Here is an 11,807-nt window from a genome sequence, read left to right on the forward strand (position 1 = left end):
GCATAAAACAAGATCGTAACCGCGATGATCGGCATCGAGAGCGGCAGCATAATGCGCGTCAGGATCTGAATGTTGGAGCAGCCGTCGATCGTCGCCGCCTCCTGCAGCTCATGCGGGATGGACTGCTGGAAGAAGGTCCGCATGATGATGATGTTCCAAATGGAGACGGCGTTCGGAATAATCATGACCCAGAGGGTGTTCAGCATGCCGAGGTTTTTGATCAGCAGGTATGTAGGGATCAGGCCGCCGCTGAAAAACATCGTGAACACCAGCAGCGCCATAATGGCGTTTCTTCCCACAAAGTCTCGGCGGGACAACGGATAGGCCGCCAAAATCGTCATGACGAGATTGATCGCCGTCCCCAGGGTCGTGTAAATAAGCGTGTTGGTGAAGCCGCTGATGATGTCCTTGTTCTGGAAAATTTTCTCGTAAGAGTTCAGATTGATGCCCTTGGGCCACAGCAGCATTTCGCCGCGCAGCACCGTCTGCGGGTCACTTAAGGAAGCACTGAGCACAAACACCAGCGGATACAGCACCACCAGCGTGACCAGGATCAGGATGACGTAGTTGATGAAGTTAAAAATGCGGTCTCCCTTGGATTCGATAAGCATGCCTCATGCCTCCCTTACCATAGACTTGTCTCGCTGATACGCCGGGAAATCTGATTCACGACGACCAGCAGCACGAAGTTGATGACGGAATTGAACAATCCGATTGCGGCGGAAAAGCTGTATTCGGCGTTCTGGATCCCGCTGCGGTACACATAGGTGGCGATGATGTCGGAGGTTTCCAAATTCAGATTGTTCTGCATCAGCAGCACCTTCTCGAACCCGACACCCATGATGCTGCCGATGTTCAAAATGAGCAGGATGACGATCGTCGGCATAATGCCGGGGATGTTGATGTGCCAGATCCGCTGGAGCCGGGTGGCGCCGTCGACACGGGCGGCCTCATGCAGTTGGTTGTCGATCCCCGCCAGGGCGGCCAAATAAATGATCGAGCTCCATCCCATCGTCTGCCATACGTCGGACAGCACATACAGCGATTTGAACCAGGCGGGCTCGGTCATGAAATTGATCGACTTGCCCCCGAACAGCTGAATGGCATGGTTGACCATCCCGTAGCGCGGCGACAGAAAAATCATCATCATGCCGACGACGACGACAGTAGACAGGAAATGCGGTGCGTAGGTAACGGTCTGTACGAATTTTTTGAATTTCTCGGCCCTTACCTCGTTCATCAGGAGAGCGAGGATGATCGGGATCGGAAAACCGACGGCCAGGCTGTACAGGCCAATGCCCAGCGTATTTTTCATCAGCCGCCAGAAAAAGTAGCTGTGAAAGAAACGCTCAAAGTGGTCAAAACCGACCCATGGGCTGCCCCAAATGCCTTTGGTCGCAATAAAGTCCTTGAAGGCGATTTGGATGCCGTACATCGGAACGTATTGGAACAGGATGTAATAAGCGATCACCGGGGAAATCAGCAAATAGAGCTGCCAGTTCCGGTAGATCCGGTTCCACTTCAACGCCTTGCGTTTTTTGCCGGCTGCCGCCTGCACGGCGGGTTGTACTTGAATGTCAGCCATACGACATCACCTCGAATGAAGGATAGGATAAGCGCAAACCCTGTCATGACTGGGGATCGCAAACTAACGATCCGTTTATATGTAATATAAAATGACATAACAGCAATTGGAACTGAGCTTGGAGATGTGTCGACTTACAGGAAAGGAGTGGTTTGGATTATTTTTGGATAAAGATTCGGATTTAATTTGGATTAATTTTGGATATAAACAATCATTTATAGGACAAAACCGGGATATCCCGGGGAGTCATCGTTAAAGGGAGGAATGACCTCATTTTCATAAATCCTTTATTTAAAGTAAATGAAAACGCAATCATATAATATATGGTTCGCGGAAAGTTTGGATTTCGATCACTCCAAAAGGATGAAAACCAATCCAAACGTTGTTTAATTTTTCCTCATCATAATATAGCTTTTTGGGGATGTCAAACATTATTTTGGATTGTTTTGGTTTCAAAACCGCTCAAATTTTGCTTAAAAATGCAAAAAAGCATCCGCCGGAACCTACTCCCAGCCGATGCTGCCCACAAAATTGCGTTATTATTATGTAATATTATCGAACATATAAAGTCATTTTCTGCTGTAACTGGACGACTCTCTGACGATCAATGCACAGGACAGCAAAATCTTGGTCCCTGCCGGATAGTGCCCGTCCAAATAGTCGACAATCGATTTGGCGGCAACCCGGCCGATTTCATGCTTGGGCACCGAAACTGAAGTTAACGGAGGCGTTGTATATTGGGCGACATCAATATTGTCCATGCCGACGATCGCGATATCCTGCGGGATCCGGCCCTCACGCTCCACAACGGCCCGCATCGCCGGGATCGCCAGCATGTCGCTGGCGCAGAAGATCGCCGTCGGCCATTCCGCTTTCGGAAGCCGGCTCAGCAAATCGCTCACCCCGCTGTAGCTGCGGTCCACGTTCCAGCCCGTATTGATCAGCCAGTCCTGGCGCAGGGCAAGTCCCTCCTCCAGCATGGCGAATTTATACCCGACAAAACGCTCCTCGCTCTCCATCTGCCTGGAATAGATTCGTCTTGGCTGCACGCCCGCTGGCGGCCAGATCGGCAATCCGGTCGGCCCCGCAGCTTCCCGCGTCGACGATCGTCGTGACGCCCTGCTTGACGCCGATTTCGTCAATGTCATCGCCGTAAGGGTCAAATTCGGGAAAGGCGTGGACGTGCATATCGATCCAGCCGCTCGACACGTAAGTGCCCCGGCCGTCCCATACGGCGTCGCCTTTTCCCTCGCCGGCAGCCGTTATGCCGGTGATGACGCCCTTGGTTATGACGATGTCGATTTCTTCTCCGCTCACAAGCTTCACTTGGCGGAGTACGGTAGTTTGCTCCATGTCATCACCTGTCTTTTTATATAACGTTATAATGTTTAAGATAGCATGGAACCACTCACAAGTAAACATAACGTTATAATGTTTCAAGGAAGCGACGTCATTCAAAAAAGTCGGAAAAAAAGGTTGTAGATCCGCAGCCCGCCGTCATAGATAATAGGATTAGACAAACCGCGTTCGACGTACATTGGAAGAAGCAGGACCAACATCATCAGCTCCGTACGATACGGAAAGGGGAAACGGCCATGAAGCTGACCTTGGTAAGACTTACCGCCTACGGGGCTGGATTTTATCATGCTTGCGCTTGTGCTCGTCGGTCTTCAGCTGGCGGCCTATCATCTGACCGGAGGATTCCCATTTGACAGGCTGGACAAGGGCTATCAGATCGAATGCTGGGTGCTCGCCACCATGTCCTTCCCCGTGTCGGATGTATTTTATCGTGTCGGAGTATTTTTTCGGCGCGACGTTAGGCAAAAAGCTGCTGCGGCTCTCGGTGACCCGCAGAGACGGAGGGCGCATTTCCTTCATCCAGGCCGCCGGCCGGACCTGCCTAAAGCTGCTGCCGTGGGAGCTGACCCATCTGATCATCCTGGTTCCGGACCCATGGTGGAACGTCCCGGAGCCGCCGTATCCCGCATTGGTTCTGATTCCGAACGGAATGATCCTGCTGTATATCGTGTTCCTGCTGCTTAACCGGGGGAGACGCGCGCTTCATGATGTTCCCGCCGGTACTTTCGTCCGTTAACCGTTGAGAGAGCTGGACAGCTCCGCTGATCGTTTATAATCTAAAAAACGGACCACGCCTACTGGCATGATCCGTCTTCCTTTATAACTATAATTTTGCCGGCGTGCCTGCAATCGTTCGACCCACTTGCGTCAAAATGTCGGACATGGACCGCTCGTCGTGCACATCATAATCCTCGATGTTCAGGCGCAGCACCGGGCATGCATGAAATCCGTTAATCCAGACCGTATACCGTTCATGCATTTCTTCCCAATAAGACACGTCGGTCTGGATTTCCATCTCGCGGCCGCGTTCCCGGATTCGGGACAAAATGGACGGCAGACTCCCTTCGATATAGATCAGAACGTCGGGATGCGGAAAATAAGGCGTCATCACCATCGCCTCGAAGAGACTGGTATATGTACGGAAATCCGTTTCCGACATCGTGCCTTTATCCGCATGCATTTTGGCGAAAATGCCGGTATCCTCATAGATGGAACGATCCTGGACAAAGCCACCGCCGAGTTCGAACATGCGCTTCTGCTCTTTAAACCGCTCGGCCAGGAAATAGATTTGAAGATGGAAGCTCCAGCGCTCAAAATCGTGGTAGAACTTCTCCAGGTATGGATTGTCGTCCACCTGCTCCAGCGAGGTTTTAAAGCCGAGCGAACCGGCCAGCGCCGCCGTCAGCGTCGATTTGCCGACACCCACCGTGCCCGCCACCGTAATGACCGCATTATCCGGAATATTATATGGATTCATACACAAGCTCCTTTATTTGCGAGGCTATCGTTTCAAATTGTTCCTCATTCTTGACGAAATCAACTTCGTCCCCATTAATCGTCAGCAGCACCGTCGATGCACCGTCTGTGCCGGCACTGAGCTTGCCCATCGCGGCATCATAGTCCTCGATCAGCTGCTTGAGATAGGCGGGATCCATTCCTTCTTCAAAAGGGCGGCCCCGCCGGGCGATCCGTTGCAGCAGCGTATCCAGGCTGGCCCTGATATAAATAATAACGTTTGGCTTCGGCAGATCGCCGGTCAGCACCTGATAGATTTGCCGGTACTTCTCCCGTTCGACGCCGTGCAGCGTTCTTTCGCTGAAAATTAGGTTTTTATACATATGATAATCGGAGATCACCGGCTGTCCCTTGCCGATATAGCCGTTCACCGTTTGGGTGAGCTGCTTGTACCGGCTGCACAGAAAGAACATTTCGAGCTGAAAGCTCCAGTCCTCCATATTCTCGTAAAATGACTCGATGAACGGATTTTCCTCCACAATTTCCTTCACCACCGGAAAGCCCAATCTGTTTGCCAGCATCGCAGCCAGCGTGGTTTTCCCCGCTCCAATGGGCCCTTCCACGGCGATAAACGGCACCTGTTTCATGAATGGTGTGACTCCCTCCCTACGGTATGCCAAAAAAAACGACTTACCTATTGTATCACAGCATCGTCCGTTTGCTAGAAGAACTTTTCTTGAAATCATATCCTTTAGCTGCACAGGTTATGCAGGCGTTGAAGGCCTGGAAAGCCAGTGCTCCAGTCCTGGTTGACGGGCATACCGACATAACACTATAATTTGTAGTGTAAAGGGAGTGCGCTGTATGAAGATGAACAAGTTCAATTATCAAGGACGGGGATTGGAGCGATTCTTCGGCCCGCTTGAAGCCAAGGTCATGGACGTGATCTGGAGCCGCCTGGAGGCGGTGACCATCAAGGAAGTGAACGCCAAGATCAGCGAAGACAAGCCCATGAGCTTCAACACGATCATGACGGTCATGAACCGGCTTGTTGACAAGGGAATTCTGCAGAAGAAGCTTCAGGGGAAATCTTACGTGTACAGCCCCGTTCTGACGAAGGAGCAGTTTCTGGAGGAACAATCGAAAGAGCTGTCCTACGATCTGGTTAAGGAGTTCGGTTCCCGGGCCGTCGCCCATATGATCGATGCGATGGAACAGGTGGACCCCGACCTGCTCGACCAGCTGGAGAAGCAAATCAAACAATGGAAAAAGGATCGGTAAGCCATGTGGGAAAAGCGATCGAAAGGGATGCTCGCCTTTGTCATGCTGACGGCCGGCTTGGTCTACGTGCAGATGACGCTGTTTGTGGTTCAGTTTATTTTCCATGTCCGTATGCCGGCGAACCTCTTTAATGTCTGCATTGAATTTTTGCGATTTATCGGGTTCCCGGTCCGGATCAATGTCATGCTGTTTTTGCTGCTTACCTCGCTCCTGCTGTCGCTTGCCGTCTGGCTCCGGGAAGGCATCGCTTCGTTCCGCTGGAGGAAGCTTCTGCACCGCTGCCTGGATCCCGACTTATCACAGGCGATCGGCGAAGAGCACGGTCTTGGTCCCCAAGCTTTAACTGTGATCGATCATCCGGATCAGGTCGCCATGACGGTGGGACTGCTGCGGCCCCGCATCGTCCTGTCGACAGGTCTCATATGCGAGCTGAGCGAGAGCGAACTCGCGGCCGTCATGGCTCACGAGAAGTACCATTTGAGCGAGAGGCATCCGCTTAAAATTTTTCTGCTGACGCTGGTCGGCACCACGTTCTGGTACATACCGATCTACCGCTGGCTGATCGGCAAATACAAAATGCTGATCGAGCTGATGGCCGACCGGCAGGCCGTTCGCGCCACCGGGAGCGTCGCCGATCTTGGCAGTGCCCTGCTCGTGATGCTGAAGCGGGGGACATCCGCCACACTGGTACCGAGCAGCGCGTCGTTTGCCGACAATGCGATCAATCTGCGCTTGAAGCTGTTGGTGGATCCGCACTTTAAGCCGCCGCTGCGTCCGCCGCTCATCCCCTGCATCGTCTCGCTGATCGCATTCGTATTCGTCGTATTTGGCATTGGATAATGCGGTAAAACAACGCCTTGCCGTTTCATATCAGGCAGCGGCGTTTTTTCGGAAACCTAAAACTACGTTATGTAGTGTTAATTGAAATTGAGGAGGAATGGTGATGAATTATTTATGGGATAACAAGCATTTTATCATTACGCATTTTCCGATCGTGCTCCTGCTGTTCAGCTTGCTGTTTGATCTGGCTGCACTGATCTGGAAAAAACGGGAGTGGCATTCCGCAGCCCTCATCTGCCTCATCATCGGCACGGTCAGCACGGTCGCTGCGGTACTGACCGGACCGAAAATGATGCGTAATCCGAACGTAGAAACGCATGCAATGTACGGCGTCTATACGATGTATTTGGCGATCGCGCTGTGCATCGTCCGCGGAGCGATTGGGCTCTGGAGGAAGCGGGACATCGGCAGAAACCCGCTGTACCTCGTGGTGACCCTCGCAGCCGTCGTCCTGGTGATGTATACCGGCCGGCCAGCACCTTGGAGAAATACGGATGATCGTCCATCAGATGCTGGGAACGATACAGGCGATCCGCTTGGTCTCGACAACCTGCTGCGGCGCGCCTTTCGGCGATCCGTGCCATTTGTACCCCAGCTCTTGGGCCGCTTCCCGGATCTTCTGCTTCGTTTCCTCACTGACCGGCCGGCTGGTGTCATTGCTGATCGCCCGGGATACGGTGGAAATGGACACGCCCACCCGTTCGGCAATATCTTTTAGCTTCGCCAATCCAAGTCCCTCCTCTGCAAATTTTGGCTCCAAATTTTACAACCGTAAATTGATCATATCATAAACCTGCAATTGCGTGGCGTCAAAATTCTGCGGCGGCGGTTCCGCCAAAAAAGAACCAAAAACAAAAAAGGCTGTTCCAAAAAACGGATGAATCCGCTTCGGGAACAGCCCGTACTGCCGCTATCTGTCGTAGGTGACCACATAATTTTGAAGGCCGGTATGATAGTAACCGATGCTGTATTCGATCACCTGGCCCAGCTCGTCATAGGAGTAACGCAGCCTTTTGAGGACCGGGGTACCTCCGTCCAGGCCGAGCGTCTTCTGCACATGTTCCGGCGGGACGGCCACCGTAAACTCATCCCGCAGATTGCCGAGGGGAATATCCCGTCCCTCGAGCCATTCATACAGGGACATGGCGTTCAGGTCGTCCATATCCACCTCGCCGGCATCCGGGGTCACATAATGCGTGTAATAAATGTACGGCCGGTCATCCAGGAAATACACCCGTTCCAGCAGTAAGCTGGTCTCTCCCAGCAGCCGCCAAGCTTCCGACGATTCGTCATTGGTCACGCGCTTGACCTGAAGCCACAGCTTCCGGATCTGATGCCCTTCCTCCACCAGCACTTCCGTGAAATGCTTCCACTTGGCCAGCTTGGATACCGATGTATTGCGGATAACCTTCGTTCCCCGGCCGCTGCCCTTCTCCAGAAAGCCCTCGCTGACCAGCTCCGAAACGGCGGCCCGGATCGTAATTTTGCTGACCGCAAATTCCTTCTCCAGCTGCGGCTCCGAAGGGATATTTTCGCCTTTGGGATACACGCCGTGCAAAATCCGTTCCTTCAAAATATGCTTGATTTGTATGTACAACGGCCTATCTTTGCGGGATAAGCTCACAGCAGCTCCACTACCTTTCTACGTCACCTGCGGATGCCGTCATCGCCTTGAGAATGTCCTGCGCGGTAGACATCGGCGTATCGCCCGCCACCGTATGGGCCAGCATGCCGGCGGCCGCCGCATAACGCACCGTCGTCTCCGGCGGCAGACCTTCCAGCTCGCCATGGATGATTCCGCTGGCAAAAGCATCTCCAGCCCCTATTCTATCATAGACGGCGAACGTCAGCAGGTCCGAATACGCAAATTGTCCGCTGGTGAACATAAATCCTTGCAGCGAATGGGAATTGTCGCCGTTCACGAAGCGGTGGGTCCCGGCGACCGTGCGGATGCCGAACGTCCGCGCGGCCTTGGGGATCAGCTCTTCCAGCTGCTCCCGGCGCGCCTCCTTCTCCGTATGGAGGCCAAGCGTCAGCATGGCGTCCCGCTCGTTCATCAGGACGACGTCCGACAGGCGGAGCATCTCCTCGTAATGCGGTCGTGCCCGGTCATATCCGTCTTCCCCCCACAGGGAAGGACGGTAGTTGCAGTCAAATATGACCGTGCCGCCCTGCTGCTTCACCGCCCGGGCGAGCGCCTTCATATGTGCACGCACCCCGTCGTTCATAGCCAGGGCGATCCCGCAGAAGTGAACGGCGTTCACTCGGCTTGCAATACCGGCAAAATCGTACGTTCCCTCCGGGGCGGTGTTAAAGCTGCTCTCCAGCCGGTTCGTATACGTGACCCGGCTCGGCCGGACGCCAAAGCCGTTCTCGAGAAAGTACATTCCGAGGTACTTTCCGCCGCGGCCGGCAAAGGAGAGGCCGATGCCGAGCTTGCGGAGATAGGCTGCCGCCGCATCGCCCAGCGGATTGTCCGGCAGGCGGGTCACGAGCATGCCTTCGTGGCCCATGCGTGACAGCGCGGAAGCCACGTTGACTCCGGTGCCGGAGAACGTGTAATGCAGCGTCCCGGACTGGGACAGCAGTTCAACTCCCGGAACCGTCAGGCGCATCATCACTTCCCCGAAAGCCGCGATGCGCTTAGGCATAGTCGTCAGCCAGCTTCTTCATGATTCCAGTCAGCGTCCGGACATGCATGATGTTGGTATTGCCCGTATCTTTGTCGATGATGGAAGAATACACATGCGGAATGACCTGCGGCACGCCGCCTTCCAGCGCGATGCGGAGAATGGCTTCGAAATTGTCCATGTCGATGCCGCCGGTCGGCTCCAGAGCAAAGCCTTCCGCAGCGCATGCCCTCACGACTTCACGATACTCATCCTCGCGCGAAAGCCCCTGCATCGGGAAATACTTGAGCGCATTCCCGCCCATATCGCGCACCAGCGCGATCGCTGCCGCTACGGGAATGATGGCGGGCTCGGACTGCGCCGCGCTGAATGGACCGGTCGAAATATTAACATAGCCCGGACGGCCGCATGGCGATACAAGGCTGTTGATCCAGCTGTCCTTCGCCCCGACGGTTCGCCCGGGTCGCGCCGACCGCCGGGAAAACCTGATTGATGTGGCTGCCGGGATAATGCTTGGCGATCTCTGCCACAACCGCAGCCTGGCGGTTGTCCCCGGCCCCAAGCCCGATCGACACCGCCTCGTCGATCGCCTCGCCGTACTGCTTCATCGCCGCCACAGCTTCTTCCACGCTGGCGTAGTTCTTCGACAGGACGCCGACAAGCACATGGCCTTCGGCCGCTTCAAAAATCTCCTTGGCGTTCGCGATATCCTTCGCCAGTACGTTCAGGGCGACACGACCCTTATACCATCTCTTCTCTATGTGGGACATTTTATTTTCCTCCTGTCAATTCACGGATTCGCGATTCAATCACCGTCATGTCATCGCCCATCAACGGCCTTGGATCGATGTCAAAATACCCCTGTCTTACGCCGTAATCCCGGGTATATATCGCAATGGCGCCCTGCCTCAAGCCGTCGTTCACATCCTTGGCGGTCGTTCCCGCCTGCTGCGGATCGATCTGCACCCGCGCCCGGTAAATGGCCCGGCCGGCCTCATCCTGCACGATCGTTACCCGGACCCCGGGAATGTCGTTCAGCGGCATCAGCGCCTGCAGCGAAGCTTTCTCCTCCTCGCTCCGGTCGACTTTGACCCTATATTCGTCCAGCGCCTGCAGCAGGCCGAACGACGTTTCCTTGCCCACCTTCATGCTTCGTCCGATACCGTGCAGCTGGACCTTCACCCACTCGATATATTCCCGTTTACCCGCCACAATGCCGGAGGTCGGTCCTTCGATCGCCTTGGAGCCACTGTAAATGGCCAGATCCGAGCACTTCACGTACTTCTGGAGGTCTTCTTCCGCCGCAGCGTCGACAATCAGCGGGACGCCTGCCCGTTTGGCGGCTTCCCACGCTTCTTCAACGGAAATCATGTTCTTTTGTACGGCATGATGCGATTTCACGTACAATATGGCAGCCGTCTTGTCCGTGACCGCGTCTTCGATATGTTCCGCGCGTCCCTCATTGGCATATCCGACCTCGACCAGCTTGCCGCCGCCGAGGTAGACCATCGTTTCCACCGGAGCGCCGTACTGCACGTTATGACCTTTAAGAATGATAATTTCGTTTTTCGCGATCGGCTCCTTATGCAGCTGTTCGCTCCGGCGGCGGTTTCCCTGCGTAACGATACCGGCCACCGACAAGGCGATGCCGCTGGATGCCGAGTTGACGATGACCGCCGCCTCCGAGCCGAGAACTCCGGCAATGTGATCGCCTGCCTTATCCACCAGGTCGGCGATTTCCACATAGCTCTGCCCGCCCTGCTTCATCGCTTCCATGACCGTGTCCGTCGGCGCGGACACGCCGAGAATGCTCATCCGTCCGCTGGCATTGATGACCCGCTTGAGCCCATACTTAGAAAACAATGAATTCCCCATGAATGACCACTCCTTTGGTAGTAATAACTTGCTCGGCCGTTCTGTGCACACCCTCGGAATCTACAAGCTGCGCGGATTCGCCGCTCACCGTAAAGAGGCTCAAATTCGCCGCATCCCCGACCTGTATCCGCCCGAGCTCGGGTCTGCCAAGCCACTGCGCCGCACGGACCGTGACCCTGCTGATCGTTTCCTCTAGAGAATACCCCAGGCTGAGGAACTTGGAAAGTACATTTGCCAAGCTGTACACCGGACCGTTCAGCCGGTTGCCCCGGTAAATATCCGTGCTGATCGTATCCGGATGAATGCCGTGCCGTTTCGCGTCTTCAGCCACCCGGAAGGAAAAGCTTGCCGTCCCATGCCCAACGTCCAGATGGACGCCGCGCCGCACGGCATCGGTGAGCACTTTCAGTGGTCGGCCGTCTGCGTCAAACAGATTGTTGCTCTTGCCGTTTAAATAGTGGGTGATGATGTCGCCCTTCTCCAGAAGGGGAATCACGTCCCGGATATCTGGCGGCGCCGAGCCGATATGCACCATCAGCGGCAGGCCGGTATCGGCCGACAAGCCCCGGGCAAGGCGCAGCGGCTCGAGCCCGCTCTCCTTCACGACGCTCCGGCTGATGCGCGCCTTCAGCCCGACGATCAGCTCCGGATGCGCCTGTACCGCCTCGATCGCCTTGCCGCGGTCGATCCATTCCAGCCGGGACAGCTCATCCACCCGTTGCAAGCCGATCCGCGAAATGTTCAAGAAGGCGAGCAGATTCGTCTTGGCTGCACGCCCGCTG

At 54.9% G+C, this 11,807-nt stretch carries 13 protein-coding genes and 3 pseudogenes; 4 read left to right on the forward strand and 12 right to left on the reverse strand.

Going from position 1 to position 11,807, the window contains the following annotated elements:
• The 4 genes and pseudogenes from CPT76_RS17565 to CPT76_RS17580 all read right to left on the reverse strand — a co-directional run.
• Window positions 1–611, reverse strand: a 611-nt coding sequence (locus tag CPT76_RS17565) for a carbohydrate ABC transporter permease (protein WP_105444120.1), incomplete at its 3' end; no start/stop codon positions are given.
• A 14-nt stretch (window positions 612–625) separates the two neighbouring features.
• The gene (locus tag CPT76_RS17570; protein WP_105443755.1) at window positions 626–1,585 is read right to left on the reverse strand and encodes an ABC transporter permease; all 960 of its coding nucleotides are present in this window, start codon (window positions 1,583–1,585) and stop codon (window positions 626–628) included.
• Between the two features lie 569 nt (window positions 1,586–2,154).
• Entirely contained in the window at window positions 2,155–2,604 is a 450-nt protein-coding gene (locus CPT76_RS17575; RefSeq protein ID WP_374954684.1) for a substrate-binding domain-containing protein, read from the reverse strand.
• 7 nt (window positions 2,605–2,611) lie between these two features.
• Window positions 2,612–2,938 (reverse strand): annotated as a pseudogene (locus tag CPT76_RS17580) (amidohydrolase/deacetylase family metallohydrolase); the annotation flags it as partial.
• Window positions 2,939–3,374: 436 nt separating this feature from the next.
• Between CPT76_RS17580 and CPT76_RS39955 the strand changes: the two are divergent.
• Window positions 3,375–3,680, forward strand: a complete 306-nt coding sequence (locus CPT76_RS39955; RefSeq protein WP_258168559.1) for an RDD family protein — start codon at window positions 3,375–3,377, stop codon at window positions 3,678–3,680.
• 87 nt (window positions 3,681–3,767) lie between these two features.
• On the opposite strand, the gene CPT76_RS17590 is transcribed toward CPT76_RS39955, so the two are convergent.
• Together CPT76_RS17590 and CPT76_RS17595 are read right to left on the reverse strand one after the other, a co-directional pair.
• Window positions 3,768–4,421, reverse strand: a complete 654-nt coding sequence (locus CPT76_RS17590; RefSeq protein ID WP_076168573.1) for a deoxynucleoside kinase — start codon at window positions 4,419–4,421, stop codon at window positions 3,768–3,770.
• A complete protein-coding gene (locus tag CPT76_RS17595) occupies window positions 4,408–5,046 on the reverse strand; it encodes a deoxynucleoside kinase (RefSeq protein WP_105443756.1) in 639 nt (212 codons plus the stop codon). Before CPT76_RS17595 ends, CPT76_RS17590 begins: the two co-directional genes overlap by 14 nt.
• A gap of 217 nt (window positions 5,047–5,263) precedes the next feature.
• On the opposite strand from CPT76_RS17595, the gene CPT76_RS17600 reads away from it, so the two are divergent.
• From CPT76_RS17600 to CPT76_RS41505, 3 genes and pseudogenes are all read left to right on the forward strand, one after another.
• Entirely contained in the window at window positions 5,264–5,680 is a 417-nt protein-coding gene (locus tag CPT76_RS17600) for a BlaI/MecI/CopY family transcriptional regulator (protein WP_089546433.1), read from the forward strand.
• A gap of 3 nt (window positions 5,681–5,683) precedes the next feature.
• Window positions 5,684–6,520 carry a M56 family metallopeptidase gene (locus CPT76_RS17605; protein WP_105443757.1) on the forward strand — a complete coding sequence of 279 codons (837 nt, stop codon included), beginning with the start codon at window positions 5,684–5,686 and terminating at the stop codon, window positions 6,518–6,520.
• A 103-nt stretch (window positions 6,521–6,623) separates the two neighbouring features.
• Window positions 6,624–6,929 (forward strand): annotated as a pseudogene (locus CPT76_RS41505) (DUF2231 domain-containing protein); the annotation flags it as partial.
• A 96-nt stretch (window positions 6,930–7,025) separates the two neighbouring features.
• Here the strand turns inward: CPT76_RS41505 and CPT76_RS17610 are convergent.
• The 6 genes and pseudogenes from CPT76_RS17610 to CPT76_RS17635 all read right to left on the reverse strand — a co-directional run.
• Window positions 7,026–7,217, reverse strand: a complete 192-nt coding sequence (locus tag CPT76_RS17610) for a LacI family DNA-binding transcriptional regulator (RefSeq protein ID WP_374954685.1) — start codon at window positions 7,215–7,217, stop codon at window positions 7,026–7,028.
• A 213-nt stretch (window positions 7,218–7,430) separates the two neighbouring features.
• Window positions 7,431–8,144 carry a GntR family transcriptional regulator gene (locus tag CPT76_RS17615; protein WP_076168559.1) on the reverse strand — a complete coding sequence of 238 codons (714 nt, stop codon included), beginning with the start codon at window positions 8,142–8,144 and terminating at the stop codon, window positions 7,431–7,433.
• A 10-nt stretch (window positions 8,145–8,154) separates the two neighbouring features.
• Window positions 8,155–9,171 carry a sugar kinase gene (locus tag CPT76_RS17620; RefSeq protein WP_105443758.1) on the reverse strand — a complete coding sequence of 339 codons (1,017 nt, stop codon included), beginning with the start codon at window positions 9,169–9,171 and terminating at the stop codon, window positions 8,155–8,157.
• Window positions 9,164–9,920 (reverse strand): annotated as a pseudogene (dagF, locus tag CPT76_RS17625) (2-dehydro-3-deoxy-phosphogluconate aldolase). Before dagF ends, CPT76_RS17620 begins: the two are co-directional and overlap by 8 nt.
• A 1-nt stretch (window position 9,921) precedes the next feature.
• Window positions 9,922–11,025 (reverse strand): DgaE family pyridoxal phosphate-dependent ammonia lyase, encoded by a 1,104-nt coding sequence (locus CPT76_RS17630; RefSeq protein WP_105443759.1) that lies wholly within the window; start codon window positions 11,023–11,025, stop codon window positions 9,922–9,924.
• Window positions 11,003–11,807, reverse strand: an 805-nt coding sequence (locus CPT76_RS17635; protein WP_105443760.1) for an amidohydrolase family protein, incomplete at its 5' end; no start/stop codon positions are given. The genes CPT76_RS17635 and CPT76_RS17630, both read right to left, overlap by 23 nt.

Origin of the sequence: Paenibacillus sp. AR247 (assembly GCF_002968895.1) — a bacterium.
GTDB classification, from domain to species: Bacteria; Bacillota; Bacilli; order Paenibacillales; family Paenibacillaceae; genus Paenibacillus_AQ; species Paenibacillus_AQ favisporus.